The 17,987-nt window shown below is 64.2% G+C and carries 16 protein-coding genes; 8 read left to right on the plus strand and 8 right to left on the minus strand.

Features of this window, described 5'->3' with window-relative positions; all coding sequences use genetic code 11:
• The first annotated feature begins 18 nt into the window (after nucleotides 1–18).
• The 4 genes from IEW63_RS08620 to IEW63_RS08635 are packed head-to-tail and all read left to right on the plus strand — an operon-like array spanning nucleotide 19 to nucleotide 3,510.
• A complete protein-coding gene (locus IEW63_RS08620) occupies nucleotides 19–1,155 on the plus strand; it encodes an MlaE family ABC transporter permease (RefSeq protein WP_188636213.1) in 1,137 nt (378 codons plus the stop codon).
• Entirely contained in the window at nucleotides 1,149–1,958 is an 810-nt protein-coding gene (locus IEW63_RS08625; protein ID WP_236995771.1) for an ABC transporter ATP-binding protein, read from the plus strand. Before IEW63_RS08620 ends, IEW63_RS08625 begins: the two co-directional genes overlap by 7 nt.
• Nucleotides 1,958–2,875, plus strand: coding sequence for an MlaD family protein (locus IEW63_RS08630; protein ID WP_090540583.1), 918 nt, complete (start codon nucleotides 1,958–1,960; stop codon nucleotides 2,873–2,875). The genes IEW63_RS08625 and IEW63_RS08630 overlap by 1 nt, the downstream gene beginning before the upstream one ends.
• Nucleotides 2,872–3,510, plus strand: coding sequence for an ABC-type transport auxiliary lipoprotein family protein (locus tag IEW63_RS08635; protein ID WP_188636214.1), 639 nt, complete (start codon nucleotides 2,872–2,874; stop codon nucleotides 3,508–3,510). Before IEW63_RS08630 ends, IEW63_RS08635 begins: the two co-directional genes overlap by 4 nt.
• On the opposite strand, the gene IEW63_RS08640 is transcribed toward IEW63_RS08635, so the two are convergent.
• The 6 genes from IEW63_RS08640 to guaB all read right to left on the minus strand — a co-directional run bounded on the left by IEW63_RS08640 (nucleotide 3,493) and on the right by guaB (nucleotide 10,894).
• On the minus strand, nucleotides 3,493–4,398 hold the full coding sequence (locus tag IEW63_RS08640) for an AEC family transporter (RefSeq protein ID WP_188636215.1): 906 nt from the start codon (nucleotides 4,396–4,398) through the stop codon (nucleotides 3,493–3,495). The genes IEW63_RS08635 and IEW63_RS08640 overlap by 18 nt on opposite strands.
• On the minus strand, nucleotides 4,395–5,639 hold the full coding sequence (locus IEW63_RS08645) for an MFS transporter (RefSeq protein ID WP_188636216.1): 1,245 nt from the start codon (nucleotides 5,637–5,639) through the stop codon (nucleotides 4,395–4,397). Before IEW63_RS08645 ends, IEW63_RS08640 begins: the two co-directional genes overlap by 4 nt.
• Nucleotides 5,640–5,849: 210 nt before the next feature.
• Nucleotides 5,850–6,842 (minus strand): LLM class flavin-dependent oxidoreductase, encoded by a 993-nt coding sequence (locus tag IEW63_RS08650; protein WP_188636217.1) that lies wholly within the window; start codon nucleotides 6,840–6,842, stop codon nucleotides 5,850–5,852.
• Nucleotides 6,843–7,025: 183 nt separating this feature from the next.
• A complete protein-coding gene (locus tag IEW63_RS08655; protein ID WP_188636218.1) occupies nucleotides 7,026–7,739 on the minus strand; it encodes a phosphoribosylaminoimidazolesuccinocarboxamide synthase in 714 nt (237 codons plus the stop codon).
• A gap of 4 nt (nucleotides 7,740–7,743) precedes the next feature.
• Entirely contained in the window at nucleotides 7,744–9,324 is a 1,581-nt protein-coding gene (gene guaA / locus IEW63_RS08660) for a glutamine-hydrolyzing GMP synthase (protein ID WP_188636219.1), read from the minus strand.
• Between the two features lie 97 nt (nucleotides 9,325–9,421).
• Nucleotides 9,422–10,894 carry an IMP dehydrogenase gene (guaB, locus tag IEW63_RS08665; protein ID WP_188636220.1) on the minus strand — a complete coding sequence of 491 codons (1,473 nt, stop codon included), beginning with the start codon at nucleotides 10,892–10,894 and terminating at the stop codon, nucleotides 9,422–9,424.
• Between the two features lie 102 nt (nucleotides 10,895–10,996).
• Here guaB and xseA point away from each other — a divergent pair, with 102 nt between their 5' ends.
• The 3 genes from xseA (at nucleotide 10,997) to leuA (ending at nucleotide 15,740) form a co-directional block, all read left to right on the plus strand.
• On the plus strand, nucleotides 10,997–12,376 hold the full coding sequence (xseA, locus tag IEW63_RS08670) for an exodeoxyribonuclease VII large subunit (protein WP_188636221.1): 1,380 nt from the start codon (nucleotides 10,997–10,999) through the stop codon (nucleotides 12,374–12,376).
• A 105-nt stretch (nucleotides 12,377–12,481) separates the two neighbouring features.
• A complete protein-coding gene (locus IEW63_RS08675; protein WP_188636222.1) occupies nucleotides 12,482–13,756 on the plus strand; it encodes a mechanosensitive ion channel family protein in 1,275 nt (424 codons plus the stop codon).
• 313 nt (nucleotides 13,757–14,069) lie between these two features.
• Nucleotides 14,070–15,740, plus strand: coding sequence for a 2-isopropylmalate synthase (gene leuA / locus IEW63_RS08680; protein ID WP_188636223.1), 1,671 nt, complete (start codon nucleotides 14,070–14,072; stop codon nucleotides 15,738–15,740).
• Between the two features lie 382 nt (nucleotides 15,741–16,122).
• Here the strand turns inward: leuA and IEW63_RS08685 are convergent, their stop codons facing one another.
• Nucleotides 16,123–16,806, minus strand: coding sequence for a cytochrome c oxidase assembly protein (locus IEW63_RS08685; RefSeq protein WP_188636224.1), 684 nt, complete (start codon nucleotides 16,804–16,806; stop codon nucleotides 16,123–16,125).
• Nucleotides 16,803–17,402, minus strand: coding sequence for an SCO family protein (locus tag IEW63_RS08690; RefSeq protein WP_188636225.1), 600 nt, complete (start codon nucleotides 17,400–17,402; stop codon nucleotides 16,803–16,805). The genes IEW63_RS08685 and IEW63_RS08690 overlap by 4 nt, the downstream gene beginning before the upstream one ends.
• A gap of 121 nt (nucleotides 17,403–17,523) precedes the next feature.
• Here IEW63_RS08690 and IEW63_RS08695 point away from each other — a divergent pair, with 121 nt between their 5' ends.
• On the plus strand, nucleotides 17,524–17,964 hold the full coding sequence (locus IEW63_RS08695) for a YtoQ family protein (RefSeq protein WP_188636226.1): 441 nt from the start codon (nucleotides 17,524–17,526) through the stop codon (nucleotides 17,962–17,964).
• The last annotated feature ends 23 nt before the right edge of the window (nucleotides 17,965–17,987 follow it).

Here is a 17,987-nt window from a genome sequence, read left to right on the forward strand (position 1 = left end):
CAATCAACGGATGACCACATGCCGGATGCCGTAGACGACCGCTTCATCACCACCTCCCCGGACAACCCGACCCACCTGTCCCTGACAGGTGACTGGGTGCTGGAACATTATGCGGATCTGCGCCGGCAGGTACAGCAGCTGCGCCGCAACGGCACCCGTTACGACCACGCCGACCTGCAGCAGATCGGCCGTCTGGATACCGCCGGCGGCCAGCTGATCACCGAGCTGCTCGGCAGCGACCTTGTACAGCAGCTCGCCGGCGACGACAGCGCCATGCCGGAAGAGCGGCGGGTACTGCTGGCCCGTATCGCCGACAGCCTGCAGCGGGAAAACCCGCCGAGCACCCGGGAAAACGCCCTCATCGAGCTGGTCGGCCAGGTGGGCAGATACACTCTGACCCTGCTCCGGCATGTCTCAGTACTGATGGGCTTCATCGGCATGACCCTGGCGGGCATGGCACAGGTCGTGCTCCGTCCGCATACCTGGCGGATTACCTCGGTGGTCGCACAGATCGAGCAGATTGCGCTGAATGCCGTGGCGATCGTGGCGCTGCTGACATTCATGGTCGGCGCGGTGATCGCCTTTCTCGGCGCCACGGTGCTGGCCGACTTCGGCGCCACCATCTATACCGTGGACCTGATTGCCTTTTCCTTTCTGCGCGAATTCGCCGTGCTGCTGACCGCGATCCTCATGGCCGGCCGCACCGCCAGCGCCTTCACCGCGCAGATCGGCTCGATGAAGGCCAACGAGGAAATCGATGCCATCCGCACCCTCGGCCTCAACCCACTGCAGATCCTGGTAATCCCGCGGGTGGTCGCCATGATGATATCCCTGCCGGCACTCACCTTCATCGGCATGCTCTCGGGCCTGCTCGGCGGCGCCGTGGTCTGTGCCCTGGCGCTGGATATATCGCCGACCATGTTCCTCAACATCCTGCAGCAGAACGTGCCGGTACAGCACTTCTATCTGGGGATGGCCAAGGCGCCGCTGTTCGCCTTTCTGATCGCCATCATCGGCTGCATGGAAGGCTTCAAGGTCAGTGGCAGCGCCGAATCCGTCGGTGAACACACCACCTCTGCGGTGGTGCAGTCGATTTTCGTGGTCATCCTGCTCGATGCCCTGGCGGCGCTGTTCTTCATGGAGATGGGATGGTGAACGGGACTGACGGGCAACCACTGGTCGAGATACGCGGGCTGGTCAATCGCTTCGGCAGCCAGACCGTGCACGACAATCTGGATCTGGACATCCACCCTGGTGAGATTCTGGGGGTGGTGGGCGGTTCGGGTACCGGCAAGTCGGTACTGCTTCGTTCCATCGTCGGGTTGCGCCGCCCCAACGAGGGCAGCGTGCGGGTTTTCGGCCAGGAGCTGGAAAACCTCGACGAACATCGCCGCTCCGAGGTGGAACGCCGCTTCGGTGTGCTGTTCCAGCGCGGCGCACTGTTTTCCTCGCTGACGGTAACCGAGAACGTTGCGCTGCCGCTGATCGAGCATGCCGGGCTCAGCCGCGATGATGCCGAGCACCTGGCCTGCATGAAGCTGGCTCTGGCCGGACTTCCGGCCAATGCGGGCGGCAAGTTTCCCTCCGAACTGTCCGGCGGCATGGTCAAGCGCGCAGCGCTCGCCCGTGCGCTCGCACTGGATCCGGATATCCTGTTTCTCGATGAGCCGACCGCCGGGCTCGACCCCATCGGCGCCGCGGCCTTCGACCAGCTGATTCTCACCCTGCGCGACGCCCTCGGCCTCAGCGTATTCCTGGTCACCCATGACCTGGACACGCTGTACACGATCTGCGACCGGGTCGCCGTGCTGGCGGAAAAGCGCGTGCTGGTGGCTGATACGCTCGAACGTGTGGCTGCGACCGACAACAGCTGGATTCAGGATTACTTCCATGGCCCCCGCGGCCGCGCTGCCGCCAGCGCGGCCAGTCATACACCTCAGCCGGAGCAGAGCCCCTAATGGAAACCCGTGCCCATCACGTCATCATCGGCTTGTTCACCCTGCTGGCCGGCGCCGGCGCCGTGCTGTTTGCGGTGTGGATCAGCAATGCCAACACCAGTTCGGATTACCGCTACTACACGGTGGTTTTCCGCGAGGCTGTCACCGGCCTGTCCCGCGGCAGCGCGGTGCAGTACCGCGGCATTCCCATCGGCGATATCACCGAACTGGGCCTCGACCCGGAAGATCCGTCGCAGGTGCTCGCCGGCATCCGCATCAGCGGTACCGCGCCGATCACCCGGGACACCAAGGCCCGCCTGACTTTCACCGGCATCACCGGCAACACGGTGATCGAGCTGGTTCCCGGCGACCCGAACAGCCCTCTGCTGGACGGCGACGGCACCCAGGCCGCCCGCATACCCGCCACGCCCTCGCCCATTTCCAGCCTGCTGGCCAACGGCGAGGACCTGATGACCAACATCAATCAGCTGGTCAGCAATGCCCGCAACATGCTGTCCGACGAGAACGCCGAACGCATCGCGCGCACGCTGGAGTCGATCGAGGTGGCCGCCGGCAGCCTGTCGAGCCAGGGCGATGACGTGAAGGCGCTGGTCAACGAACTGACCGCCGCCAGCCGCGAGGCGACCGAACTGATCACCAATGTGAATGCCCTGGTCAATGAGCAGGGCACGCGCACCCTGAACAACGTGGAACAGACCCTGGAGTCCATCGCCAGCACCAGCGAAACCCTGGAGCAGCTGCTGGTGGACAACAGCGACGCGTTCTCCAGTGGCATGCAGGGTCTGGGACAGCTCGAGCCGGCCATCTCGGAACTGCGCGGCAGCCTGACCGCCCTGCGTTCGATCACCCGCCGTCTGGAAGACAACCCGGCCCGCTTCCTGCTCGGTCGTGACACTTTCGAGGAGTACGAACCATGATTCGACAGACCCTGGCCACCGGCCTGCTGGCCGGCCTCATCGGGCTCAGCGGCTGTACGCTGCTGCCCGAATCCGAGGCCCTGGTTGTCTATCAGTTCCCGCAACCGGCCCCCACCGCTGCCAGTCATGCCGGTCAGCCGCTGTCACTGTCCCTGCGGGTCGACACGCCCCAGGCCGGCTATGCCTATGGCGGGCCGCGGCTGATGGTGCAGACTGCGGACAACCAGCTGATGAGCTACAAGGGCGTACGCTGGAGCGACCCCACCCCTACCCTGCTGCGCGAATATCTTGCGCAGGCGTTCCAGCGTCAGAGCAGCCTGGGTAGCGTGACCACCGACGAGAACTCGCTGCATGCCGACGTCTACCTGGGCAGCGAGCTGCGCCGGTTCCAGGTGGTGGATGCCAACCCGCCGCATATTCTCGTCGATCTTCATGCCCGTCTGGTCAGCCCTGACAGCAGGCGGGTCTATGTCAGCAACGGATTCAATATCATCCAGCCGATCGACAGTACCCGGATCCAGGATGTGGTGGAGGGCTACAACCAGGCCGTCCAGCAACTGGCAGGGCAGCTGATCGACTGGGCAACACCACAACTGGAAGCCGTTGCAGGCAGCTCTTCAACCCAGCAGCCATAACAGGATTGGCAGGGTCAGCATGCCCAGCAGCGTCTGCAGGGTGATGGCGCCGGCCATCAGCTGGGCGTCGCCACGCAGCTCCCGCGCCAGCACATAGGCGGTGGGCGCGCAGGGCAGCGCAAAGAACAGCACCAGAATCGTACTCTCCATCGGCGGCATCGCCAGTAGCCGCACAACCAGCCAGGCGGCCAGCGGCATGAGCAGAAGCCGCCCCAGGCTGCTGAGGACCAGCGCGCCGGTCTGACCTGACAGCTCCCGGGGCTGCAGCGCCGCACCGACACACAGCAGGCCCAGCGGCAGGCTGGACGCCGCCAGCAGACTCAGCAGGTTGTCGACCCCACCCGCCATGTCCATTCCCGCCAGGTTGGCCAGAATGCCCATCAGACAGGCGATGATCAGCGGGTTCTTCAACACCGGCAGCAGGAACCGGCCCCGAGCCATCCCGTCTTCTGCGGTCAGGGCATGCACGGAAAGCATATTCACCGCCGGCACGCTGACGGCCAGCAGTAGTGCCATCAATGTCAGACCGGCCTCGCCGAACAGCGCCCCCACCATCGCCAGTCCGATATAGGTGTTGAACCGCAGGGTGCTCTGCACAAAGACACCAAACCGCGCGGCCGGCCAGCGAAACAAGCGCCGCGCCAGCAGCAACGTCAGCCATCCGCCCCCGAGCACCAGTCCGACACAGAGCGCAACCCGCCCCAGCGCCGGGTTGTCGAGCGGCGCCGCAGCCAGACTGCTGAACAGCAGCGCCGGAAACAGGATGAAGTAATTGAGCCGCTCTGCGCCGGGCCAGAAGGCAGCGCTGGGAAAGCCCGCCCTGCGGAGGGTATAGCCCCCGAGGATCAGCGCGAACAGCGGCCACAGCGCTGCCAGCAGCGGACTCATGGCGCGCTGTCAGCAGCCACCAGTGAGGGAGATCGCGGCTCCGCCACCGCCAACTCCGCGGGGAAACGGCGGATCAGCAGGGTCAGGACAAACCCCACACTCAGCACCAGCACGGTGAAACCGAAGGCGCTTCGGAAGCTGCCGCTGGTTTCGATCAGCCAGCCGGCAATCGCCGGGCCGATAAACTGGCCGATGGCGAAGAACAGCGTCGCGAAGCTGAAGGCCACCGGAATGTAGCGTGGCGCGACCTGATCCGTTGCACTGGTCTGGATCAGCGCAAACAGCCCGTTGATGGCCACTCCTATCACCAGAAAGTGCAGGAAGAACCAGATCAGCGTCTGCCCGGCAAGCGGCAGCAGCATGGCCACGACCACCAGGAAGATCGACATCGAGAGTGCATTGCCCCGTCCCCAATGATCGGACAGCCAGCCCCACAGCGGGCCCCCTGCGATCGACAGCAGGCCCATCATGGCCACGAAGCGGCCGGCGGTCGCCTCGCCATGGCCGGCCTCGACCATGAAGCTGACCATGAACACCGTCTGCACGATATAGCCCAGGCCGATGATGCCGTAGGTGGCAGCGACGATCAGCACCCGCGGATTGCGGTAAACGCGCCATTTTTCCTCGGACCGCAGCTGTGCACCAGCCCCGCCTGCCGACGGCGGGTCATGCACGAACAGGGCGATCATCCCGGTCACCAGAAACGCCACCAGCGCGAACAGCGCCCAGCTCGCACGCCAGCCCTGCTCGCCGAAGGCGGTGAACAGCCAGGGCACCAGCAGCCCGGTCATCAGCATACCGATGCCCACGCCACTGCTCATGCAGCCGATCACCAGACCGCGCTTGTCCGGATACCAGGTTGCCAGCAGCGACACCATCGGCGCGAAGGCAAAGGCTGTACCGAAGCCCAGCAGCCCCATCAGCAGGGCAACCAGCCAGAATTGTGCAGCAACGATCAACCCGGCGAAGCCCAGCGCCACGATGACCATGCCGAACAGGACGGAGGCCCTTGCGCCCCAGCGGGTCGCCGCCAGCCCGCCGGCCAGCACGAAGCAGACATAGCACAGCGCGGTGATGGTGCTCAGAATGCCGGCCTGCTGATAACTCAGGCCGAGATCGGCGCGCATGGCGGGCAGAATGACGCCGTAGGCCAGACGACCGAAAGCGATCACCACCAGGGACGTCAGCGTGCCGCACAACACGGTCAATACCATGTTGGGGCGAATCGTACTCCGGGACATCGTGATTCTCTTGCAGCGGATATTTACAGCGGCTCAGGGTAGCACCTCCCCGCGGCGATGGAAGCCAGTGACGGGTGGCGAATCAGGCGGTATCACCGCAGCTGAGGCAGGCTGCTGCGTCCCCAGCGCCGCCAAGGCGAAGGGTTTGGACATGGAAGGCCGAGTTCCATCTCGGCCATGCGGGTTGCGGCGGCGCGCAGACACCCGGCATCAAGGGTGCTGCTGCTTCACCGCCTGGGCAATCAGCTCCAGCGAACGGACCCGCGCCTGGTGCTCATAGACATCGGACACGATCATCAGCTCGTCGGCACCGGTCTCGGCAATAAACGCCTGCAGGCCGGCGCGTACCGTCTCCACCGAGCCAACGACCGAGCGATGCAGCATCTGCATCGCCTGGGCCTTCTCCTGGGCTGTCCAGTAGGTCTCGATATCGTCGATGGGCGGCTTGCTCAGCCCCCGGCGGCCGGCAAACAGGTCGGCGAAGGACATCTGCTGGGTGGTGAACAGCCGCCGCGCTTCGGCATCAGTGTCCGCCGCAATCGCGTTGATGCCAGCCACCGCGTAGGGCTCGGCCAGTTGCTCGGAGGGCTTGAAACGCTCGCGGTAGAGCTGCAGCGCCGGAAGCAGCATGTCCGGTGCGAAATGCGATGCGAAGGCATAGGGCAAGCCCAACTCGGCGGCCAGACTGGCTCCGAACATGCTTGAGCCGAGAATCCACAGCGGCACCTGGGTGCCGGTGGCAGGCACCGCGCGGATACGCTGATCGGCTGAAGCCGGACCGAGCCATGCCTGCAGCTCCAGCACATCCTGGGGGAAGTTGTCTGCTGCGGCGGGGCTGCGGCGCAGGGCACGCAGGGTGATCTGATCGGTGCCGGGCGCGCGTCCCAGGCCGAGATCAATGCGCCCGGGATACAGCCGCTCCAGGGTGCCGAACTGCTCGGCAATAACGTAGGGCGCGTGGTTGGGCAGCATGATGCCCCCTGCACCCACGCGGATGGTGCTGGTGCCTCCAGCGATGTGGGCAATCACGATCGAGGTCGCCGCGCTGGCAATGCCTTCCATGTTGTGGTGCTCGGCCACCCAGATGCGCTTGAAGCCCAGGCGCTCTGCGTGTATGGCCAGATCCCTGGCATTGTTCAGCGCGGCGCCTGCATCAGTCGCCTCGGTGACACGAACCAGTTCGAGAATGGAAAATGCAGTCATCAAGAGTTACTCCCAGCGGTGTTCAGCAGGCGCGGGCAGCGCCACTTCACGCCCTAACATACAGTGCGTGGCGGGAGATTGTTAGCGAGGCGGGTTGAAAATACAGGGTGTCGGGTGTGGGGCTCACGGCTTCCCGATTGCCGGAAGGCCGAGTTCCATCTCGGCCATGGGATCAACAGCAGATCAGGACATCAGCTTCTCGTAGAAAACCCCGTGCTCCAGCACATTGCCTTCTGCATCCATCACGCGCATGGCATCGGCCGATACCTCGTCAATGACCACCACCTGGCCATCAACCAGGCCGATCTCGATCTTCATGTCGATCAGCACCAGGTCCCTGGTACGCAGGTCCGCTTCAACAATGCGGCACACCTGACGGGTGAGCTCCTTGGCCTGCCCGAGATGAGCCGGCGACAGCAGCCCCAGCGCAACGACGGTGTCATCGTTGATCAATGGGTCACCACGCTCGTCATCCTTGAGGGTGAGCTCGACGAGGTAGTCGAGTTTCTGCTCGGCATCACGGATGTATTGCTTGTAACGGCGCAGGAAACTGCCCCAGGGACGGGTCCGGCAGATGAACTCGATGCCCCCTGCCCCATTGACGTCCTTGCCCAGAGGCTCCGCACGGCGCACTTCCATGCTGGCCTGCTCGAGGTCGAGGCGCACCAGATGGGTGGGGATGCCCGCGTCGTGCAGGCATTTGAAGAAATGCTCGGTCATGGCCAGGGACTTGCGACCCTTGCCTTCGACCTGACCAATGACGGCATTGGCACCCGGATCGATGACACCATCCTCACCACCGGTCACGTCATCCTTGAACACGAGCAGGATATTGCCATTGTCCAGGGCGTACAGGTCCTTGGTCTTGCCGGAATAGATCTTCTCGCTGGTGCTCATCGCTTCACTCCCACTCGATTGTCGCCGGCGGCTTGCTGGAGATGTCGTAGGTGACCCGCGACACGCCGCTGATTTCATTGATGATCCGGTTGGACACCTTCTCCAGGAACTCGTAGGGCAGGTGTGCCCAGCGGGCGGTCATGAAGTCGATGGTTTCCACCGCGCGCAGGGCGATGACCCATTCGTAGCGGCGCGCGTCGCCCACCACTCCGACGGACTTGATCGGCAGGAACACCGCAAAGGCCTGGCTGGTCTTGTGATACAGATCGGCCTTGCGCAGCTCCTCGATGAAGATATGGTCGGCGCGGCGCAGGATGTCGGCGTATTCCTTGCGCACTTCGGCAAGAATCCGCACGCCCAGGCCGGGGCCGGGGAACGGGTGGCGGTAGACCATGTCGTAGGGCAGACCCAGCTCCAGACCGATCTTGCGCACTTCGTCCTTGAACAGCTCGCGCAGCGGCTCGACCAGCTCGAAGGCCATTTCTTCCGGCAGGCCGCCCACGTTGTGGTGGGACTTGATCACATGAGCCTTGCCGTTCTTGGTGGCGGCGGATTCGATCACATCGGGGTAGATGGTGCCCTGGGCCAGGAACTTCACGTCCTTGAGCTTGGTGGCTTCCTCATCGAACACTTCGATGAAGGTGCGGCCGATGATCTTGCGTTTGGCTTCAGGGTCGGTGACGCCGGCCAGGCGGGACAGGAACTTGTCCTGGGCGTCGGCGCGGATCACCTTCACGCCCATGTTCTCGGCGAACATGGCCATGACCTGATCACCTTCGTGCAGGCGCAGCAGGCCGTTGTCGACGAACACGCAGGTCAGCTGATCGCCGATGGCGCGGTGCAGCATGGCCGCCACCACCGAGGAGTCGACACCGCCGGACAGGCCGAGCAGTACCTTGGCGTCGCCCACCTGGGCGCGGATATTGGCGATGGCGTCTTCGACGATGTTGGCCGGGGTCCACAGCGCTTCGCAGCCGCACAGCTCCAGCACGAAGCGCGACAGGATGCGCATGCCCTGCTTGGTATGGGTCACTTCCGGGTGGAACTGCACACCATAGAAGTTGCGGGCATCGTCGCCCATGGCGGCAATGGCGCAGCTGGGCGTGCTGGCCAGGGTCTGGAAGCCGGTCGGCAGTTCGATGACCTTGTCGCCGTGGCTCATCCATACGTCCAGACTGAGGGTGCCGTGGTCGTCCACCGCGTCCTCGATGCCGTCCAGCAGGCGACCCTTGCCGACCAGATCCACCCGGGCGTAGCCGAACTCGCGCTCTTCCGAGCCCTGTACGGCACCGCCGAGCTGGGCGGCCATGGTCTGCATGCCGTAGCAGATGCCCAGCACCGGCACGCCCAGTTCGAACACCAGCTCCGGCGCGCGCGGGCTGCCCTCCTCCGGTACCGACTCCGGCCCACCGGCGAGGATGATGCCGCGCGGTGCAAAGGCGCGGATTTCTTCTGCCTCGAGATCCCAGGAGCGGATCTCGCAGTAGACGCCGATCTCGCGTATGCGGCGGGCAATCAGCTGGGTGTACTGGGAACCGAAGTCCAGGATCAGGATGCGGTGGGCGTGGATGTCATGTTGAGCCATGGTTAGCCTTCGTACGGAACTGTAAAACTGAAAGCCGGAAGCGGCAGAACCTGTCCTGTCCTGCCGCTTCCGGCACCGTTACATCACTTGCTGCCTGTCAGCTGACCCGATAGTTCGGCGCTTCCTTGGTAATCTGCACGTCATGCACGTGGGATTCGGTCATGCCGGCACCGGTAATGCGCACGAATTCGGGCTTGGTGCGCATCTCCTCGATGCTGGCGCAGCCGGTGTAGCCCATGGCGGAACGCAGGCCGCCCATCAGCTGATGGATGATGGCTGCCAGTGGCCCCTTGTACGGTACGCGACCTTCAATACCCTCGGGCACCAGCTTCTCGGCGCTGGCGGTGGGGTCCTGGAAATAGCGGTCGGCGGAGCCACCGCCGGCGTTGGCCATGGCGCCCAGCGAACCCATGCCGCGGTAGGCCTTGTAGGAACGGCCCTGGAACAGTTCGATCTCGCCGGGCGCCTCTTCGGTACCGGCGAACATGGAGCCCATCATCACTACCGAGGCGCCGGCGGCAATGGCCTTGGCCAGGTCACCGGAGAAGCGGATGCCACCGTCGGCAATCAGCGGGACGCCAGTGTCCTTCAGCGCGGCGGCCACATCGGCAATGGCGGATATCTGCGGAACACCGACTCCGGCAACGATGCGGGTGGTGCAGATGGAGCCCGGGCCGATACCAACCTTGACCGCATCGGCACCTGCAGCTGCCAGCGCCAGCGCGGCGGCGCCGGTGGCGATGTTGCCACCGATCACCTGAATATGGGGATAGGTCTGCTTGACCCAGCGGACGCGTTCGATGACACCCTTGGAATGACCGTGGGCGGTATCGACGATGATCACATCTACACCGGCCTGGACAAGTGCGTTGACCCGCTCCTCGGTCTCGGCACCGGTGCCGACTGCCGCGCCGACGCGCAGCTGGCCATGCTCGTCCTTGCTCGCCAGCGGGTAGGCCTTGGCCTTTTCGATGTCATTGACCGTCATCATGCCCTTGAGGCGGAAGTTGTCGTCCACCACCAGCACGCGCTCGATGCGATGCTTGTGCAGCAGCTTGCGCACTTCATCGGTGGAGGAGCCTTCCTTGACGGTAACCAGACGCTCCTTAGGCGTCATCACATCGCGGACGCGGGCATCGAGGCGGGTTTCAAAGCGGATGTCCCGGGAAGTGACGATGCCGACCAGGTCACCGTTGTACAGCACCGGCACGCCGGAGATGTTGTTCTGGTGGGTCAGCTCGAACAGCTGGGCGACGCTGGCGTCCGCCTCGATGGTGATCGGGTCCTTGACCACACCGGACTCGAATTTCTTGACCTTGCGGACCTCATTGGCCTGCTGTTCGATGGTCATGTTCTTGTGGATGATGCCGATGCCCCCTTCCTGCGCCATGGCAATGGCCAGGCGGGCCTCGGTAACCGTGTCCATGGCTGCCGACACCAGCGGCATGCTCAACTCGATCCCGCGGGTAAGACGCGTGTTGAGGCTGACATCCTTGGGCAGCACTTCGGAATAACCGGGCACCAGCAGAATGTCATCAAAAGTAAGGGCTTCTTGGCGAATACGCAGCATAGCGGGAGCTCCCGAGCGGGAAAAATGGAAGCGCGCCATTATACCCACAGAGCGGCCGGCACTCAAATACAATCAGCCGTCCTGAACTGCTAACATGCGCGCATGAACAACGATGACGACATCTTCCGACGTTTGGGCACAGAACGCGAGGTTCTGACCGTCAGCCAGCTGAACGCGCGGGCGCGCAGGCTGCTGGAGGAAGTCTTCCCGCAGGTCTGGGTCGAAGGGGAGCTGTCCAATCTGGCGCGCCCCTCGTCAGGCCACCTGTATTTCACCCTCAAGGACAGCGGCGCCCAGGTACGCTGCGCGCTGTTCCGCCAGAATGCCGCCCGGGTACGCATGGATCTGCGCGATGGCCTGCTGGTGCGTGCCCGTGGCCGGGTCAGCCTGTATGAAGGGCGTGGCGACTACCAGATGATCCTCGACGCGCTGGAGCCGGCCGGTGACGGCGCGCTGCGTCAGGCCTTCGAGGCGCTCAAGCTCAGGCTGCAGAATGAAGGCCTGTTCGCCGCTGAACGCAAGCGGCCCCTGCCCTCCCACCCCGTACGCATCGGCGTGATCACCTCACCCAGCGGCGCCGCGGTACGCGACATCATCAGCGTGTTCGGCCGCCGTGCGCCCTTTATCGAGCTGGTGATCAGTCCCACCGCAGTGCAGGGGCGCAACGCGGCGCCACAGATTGTCCAGGCGCTGGAGCGAGCCGATCGCGCCGGCTTCGACGCGCTCATCCTCGCGCGCGGCGGCGGATCGCTGGAGGACCTGTGGCCGTTCAACGAGGAGATCGTTGCCCGGGCCGTCGCTGCCTGCAGGACCCCGGTCGTCAGCGCGGTGGGTCATGAGACCGATGTGTCCATCAGCGACTTCGTCGCCGACCTGCGCGCACCCACCCCTTCGGCGGCGGCGGAGCTGCTCAGTCCGGACACCCCGGCGATGCTCCGGCAGCTCGAGCGCTTCCAGCGCCAGTTGCAGCAATGCATGAAGACCCGCCTGAGTCAGGACCGCCTTCGCCTTGAAGGACTGAGGCGACGCCTGCGCCACCCGGGCGAGCGTCTGGCCCAGCAGAGTCAGCGCCTCGACGAGCTGGACATGCGACTGCAACGGGCCTGGGGGCAGCGCCTGGAGCAGCGCCGGCTGCAGCTGAACCACCTCCAGGGTCGGCTGCAGCACCAGCATCCGGAACGCATGCTGCGGCTGTTGCATGAACGCCTTGCTCTGCTGCGCCAGCGTCTTCCGCGTGCGATGGAGCACCAGCTGCAGCAGCGCCGTCAGCGTCTGGAAAGCACTGCCCAGGGCCTGCACCTGATCAGCCCACTTGCCACCCTCGGGCGCGGCTACAGCATCCTGCTGAACCAGCAGGGCCAGGCTGTACGCCGGCAGCAGGACGCGCGCCCCGGCGAACGCCTGCAAGCGCGGCTCGCCGAGGGCGAGCTGACCCTGCGGGTCGAGCCCGACGAGCCGCACACCCTGTCGCTGCTGGATTAGTTCGCACGTCGCGCGCCGGCGCTACGGCTTTGTCACAGGTGTTTTGCTAAGATAGTCCCGCGCCTCGCTCGGGGCGCATCCATTCACCAACCACTGTGGAAAGTCATGGAAGCGCAATACAACGATGTCATCAACTGGCTGGAAGACTACCCCCAGCTGTATACCCTCATCAGCCTGTCACTGCTGATCCTGGGCGCCTGGCTGGCGAACTGGGTGGTCAAGCGCATTCTCGTGCGGGGACTGATCCGCCTGCTCAAGGCCACCCCTATTGGCCAGGACCCGTCGCTGGAAAACGCACGCTTCATCTCGCGACTGGCCAACATCGTCCCGGCGCTGATCCTGACCGCCGGCATCGGCCTGATCCCCGGCCTGCCGGACGTGCTGGTCACCGTGGTGCGCAACGTCTGCGGCGCCTTCATCATCCTGACCATCGCCCTGGCCATCACCAATGTGCTGACTGCGGTCAACGCCATCTACGAGAAGCGGCCGAAGGCCGTCAACAAGCCGATCAAGGGCTACATCCAGATCATCAACATCGTGATCTACTCGATCGCCACCATCCTGATCATCGCCACGCTGATCGACCGCTCGCCGCTGATCCTGCTCTCCGGTCTGGGGGCCATGGCCGCGGTGCTGATGCTGATCTTCCAGGACACTCTGCTGTCACTGGTGGCCAGCGTACAGATCAATTCCAACGACATCGTCCGCGTCGGCGACTGGGTGGAGATGCCGGCGCTCAGCGCCGATGGCTTCGTCATCGATATCTCCTTGCACACGGTAAAGGTGCAGAACTGGGACAAGACGGTGACCACCATCCCGACCAAGCGGCTGATCAGCGATCCGTTCAAGAACTGGCGCGGCATGCAGGAGTCCGGTGGTCGACGCATCAAGCGCGCGCTGGTGCTGGACCAGCAGAGCGTGCATTTCCTGGATGAAGAGGAAAAGAATCACCTGCGCCGCTTCCGCCTGCTGCGCGATTACCTGCGCGACAAGGAGGCGGAAATTGCCGACTGGAACAAACAGCTGGAAGAAGCCGGGGAAGAGCCGCTGAATACCCGGCGCATCACCAACATCGGCACCTTCCGCGCCTATGTCGAGCGCTACCTGCGTGCCCATCCCGGCATCCATCAGGACATGACCTTCATCGTGCGCCTGCTGGAGCCCACCGCCCAGGGGCTGCCGCTGGAGATCTACTGCTTCACCAATACCGTGGCCTGGGTCCCTTACGAGGGCATCCAGGGTGACGTGTTCGACCATCTGCTGGCAATCGTGCCGGAATTCGGTCTGAGGGTGTATCAGGCTCCCAGTGGTCAGGACATGCGCGATATCGGCAAGGCACGCTCCTCGGACGAGCAGCGGGGCGTTTCCTCCCTCGGCTGAGACTGGCGGCGCGCCTGCGGGCGCGCCGTTTTCTGCTGCAACGCGGCGAAAAAAACCGGCCGTCAGCAATCATGCATCTCGGCGAACCCAATTCTCGCTGGAGAATTGCTATTTAACGCAAGCAATTGTCATAAAAACCCGCTCGCCGTAGAATTTACGGCATGAAAACGCCACATACCCTCATCACCCTCCGGCAGCATGCCTGCCTCTGCCTGGTCAGCCGACGACTGCGCCACTGACGCGCTTGGCCGCCCGATCTCCGGCCTGACCCACCGTCGGCCTCCCTGAATTCAGATAGCAACAGGATGACACCATGACCATGCTCCGCGACCCATCCAGCAAGTACCGCCCGTTCACCCCCATCGCCCTGCCGGACCGCACCTGGCCGGACAAGGTCATTGACCGCGCACCCATCTGGCTGTCCACCGACCTGCGCGATGGCAACCAGTCGCTGATCGAGCCGATGGATGCGCAGAAGAAGATGCGTTTCTTCAAGTGCCTGGTGGCGGTGGGCCTGAAGGAGATCGAGGTGGGCTTTCCCTCTGCATCGCAGACCGACTTCGACTTCGTGCGCGAGCTGATCGAGGGTGATCACATCCCCGAGGATGTCACCATCCAGGTGCTGACCCAGGCCCGTGACGATCTGATCGAGCGCACCTTCGAATCGCTGAAGGGCGCGAAGCGCGCCATCGTGCATTACTACAACGCCTGTGCACCGGCCTTCCGCCAGATCGTGTTCAATCAGGACAAGGCCGGGGTCAAGGCCATCGCCATTGCCGCCGGCAGGACCATCCGCCGTCTGGCACAGGCTGCACCGGAGACCGAATGGCGGTTCGAGTATTCCCCCGAGGTATTCAGCTCCACCGAGACCGATTTCGCCGTCGAGGTGTGCAATGCGGTGATCGAGGTATTCGAGCCGACCCCGGACAACAGGCTGATCCTCAACCTGCCGGCGACCATCGAATGCTCCACGCCGAACAACTATGCCGACCAGATCGAGTGGTTCGGGCGGCATATCGACCGCCGTGACAGCGTCATCATCAGCGTGCATACCCACAACGACCGGGGCACCGGCGTGGCCGCCTCGGAGCTGGCGGTGATGGCCGGCGCCGACCGGGTCGAGGGTTGCCTGTTCGGCAACGGCGAGCGTACCGGCAACGTCTGTCTGGTTACCCTGGCCCTGAACCTGTACACCCAGGGCGTCGATCCGCAGCTGGACTTCTCCGATATCGATGCGGTGCGCAAGGTGGTGGAGGAGTGCAACGAATTGCCGGTACACCCGCGCCACCCCTATGTGGGCGACCTGGTTCACACCGCCTTCTCCGGTTCTCACCAGGACGCCATCCGCAAGGGCTTTGCCCGGCAGGACCCGAATGGCATCTGGGAAGTACCCTATCTGCCGATCGACCCGGCGGACATCGGCCGCAGCTACGAGGCAGTGATCCGCGTCAACAGCCAGTCCGGCAAGGGTGGCATCACCTTCCTGCTGGAACAGGAGTACGGCATCAGCCTGCCACGGCGCATGCAGATCGAGTTCAGCCAGGTGGTGCAGAACGAAACCGACCGCCTCGGACTGGAGATGACCGCCCAGCAGATCTATCAGCTGCTGGAAAAGGAGTATCTGCACGCGGAAACGCCCTATACCCTGGTCCGTCATCGTCTGCAGGAAGAGGACGGCACCAGCGCGGTGGATATCGAGGTAGCCGAAGCCGGAGTGACCCATCACTGGCGCGGCACAGGCAAGGGCCCGCTGGAAGCGCTGGTGTCGGCACTGCCGGTGGAGATCGAGATCATGGATTACAGCGAGCATGCCATCGGCGCGGGCAGTGATGCCAGGGCGGCGGCCTATATCGAGATCCGCATGGGCAACGGGCGCTCGCTCCACGGCATCGGCATCGACGAAAACCTCACTACCGCCAGCTTCCGCGCGTTGTTCAGCGCAGTGAACCGGGCCATGCGTCAGGAACAGGCCAGGGCGGCCTGAGGGGCCTTTGAAAGGAGAGCGGTGAGGGAGCATTCGCCCATCGAGGCGACATCCGGGGCTGCTGCGCAGCCCAATCGCCCCGGGGTCGGGGCTCCTACAAACGGCGGCACGAAGCAGGTGGTTTTGCGTACACCGGATGGCACGAAGCAGGTTGTTTGCGAACGCCGGGTGGCGCGAAACAGTTGGTTTGCGTACGCCGGGTGGCGCGAAACAGTTGGTTTGCGTATGCCGGGTGGCACGAAACAGTGGGTTTGCGTATGCCGGGTGGCACGAAACCGCTGGGTTTCGTGGAGCGGCGCCGGGGCGCCGGACCGCCTCGCCGCGATTGGCGCGCGAAGCGCGCCCGGAATCGGCACCTCTATCGGCCCGGTGCGACAGCGGGTTAGGGTTTGACCGGCTGGTCGGCAGCGGCATCGCTGTCCAGCTGCCGCAACAGACGCCCGCCGAGTACGATCCCGCCGGCCAGATAGGCCAGCCCACCCCAGGCCGCCATCAGCACACCGCCGAAACGCTGATCCTCCAGCTGCTCGAAGCCGAACGCGCCCAGGCACAGTTCGGCCGGGTAGATGAGCTTAGGTGCCATCATCAGCAACACCCCGAGCATGGTCATGTGCATCAGCGTCAGCGCAAACCCGAACATGACCGCCAACAGATCGCGTCGCTCTCGGGCTGCCATTCCTGCCAGCCAGACCGACAGTCCCACCAGCAGGAAGCTCAGCTGCTGAACGACAAACACACCGACATGGCGCGCCGCTGCCTCGTGCATGGCAGGGGCGTGCCAGCCCCATACCACTACCATCTCCAGTGCGAAGGCGAGCATCATCCAGCCGCGCCTATTACCGCCCAGCGTCAGGCCCGAGTGCACCAGTCCCACAGCCAGCAGTGGCGCCACCAGGGCGACCACTCCCAGATGCAACAGCATATGGGCAGAAAAGGCAGTACGGCTCATCGCCGGCAAGGGTCCGAGCCACAGGCCGGCCAGGATCAGCAGGCCGGCCAGCAGCCAGCCGTTGACCGTGGCCGACCGGCGGCCATCATCGCCCTGGCTCAGACCGGCAGTCGTCATCCGGACAGCCCCTCTGCGATATCCTCCGCCAGGCGCTGGCCCGTTCCCTGCCCGGCAAGACGGCGGCTGAGCTCCCCGTCAGGGCTGAGCAGAAACAGGGTGGTGCTGTGATCCAGCATATAGCTGTCACCGGTGGGCACTCTGCGCGAATAGATGCCCCAGGCGTCAGCCACCTGCTCTATCTGTTCCGGCGTACCGGTCAGGCCGAGCAGACGCTCATCGAAGAAATCCAGATAACGGGCCAGATGTTCGGGCGTGTCACGCTCGGGATCGAGGGTGACAAATACCGGTTGCAGTCGTTCCGCCTCGCTACCCATATGTTCCAGTGCCTGGGCCACCTGATTGAGGGTGGCCGGACAGATATCGGCACAATGGGTAAAACCGAAGAACACCAGCACCCAGCTGTCGCCGGACAGGCTGGCGGTTGCCGAACGTCCGTACTGGTCGCTGAGCTGCCCAAGGGCCTCCCAGGCCTGCCGGTCGATACTTGCCGACACCGGCGAGCGGGCCGGCCAGGCATACCAGGAAACGGGTAGCGCCAGGCTCAGCACCAGCAGGCTGATACCTGTAATCCACAGCGATCTGGATAAACCCATCTGCGCACCCGCTCCCCTGCCTGCCCCAGAGCTATGGAGGTGCGCCCGCCGCCCTTGGTTCCCGGCGAGTTGCCTTTACCGGCCGCTTTGATAAGGTCGATGGGTCAATCAAGGAGGTCTTATGAGTTTTGAAGTCTACCTGTCCGGCGAAATCCATACCGAATGGCGTGAGGAGATCAAGCGCGGAGCCGAGGCCAGGGGCCTGGATATCATCTTTACCGCCCCGGTCACCGACCATGATGCCAGCGACGCCGCGGGGGATCATCTCGGCCCACAGAGCGAAGGTTTCTGGCGGGATCACAAGTCGTCCAAGGTCAATGCCATCCGCACCAGAACGCTGATCGAACGAAGCGATCTGGTCGTAGTGCGCTTCGGCGACAAGTACAAGCAGTGGAACGCGGCCTTTGACGCCGGCTACTGCGCCGCCCTGGACAAGCCCTACATCACCCTGCACGACGAGGACATCATCCACCCCCTGAAGGAAGTGGATGCCGCCGCGCTGGCCTGGGCCACCACTACCGAGCAGGTGGTCGAGACACTGGCCTATGTGCTGCGTGACTGACGCCGCGGCGTCATCTCCGATGG

It is taken from the genome of Halopseudomonas pertucinogena, from assembly GCF_014646575.1.
In the GTDB taxonomy this organism is placed as follows: domain Bacteria; phylum Pseudomonadota; class Gammaproteobacteria; order Pseudomonadales; family Pseudomonadaceae; genus Halopseudomonas; species Halopseudomonas pertucinogena.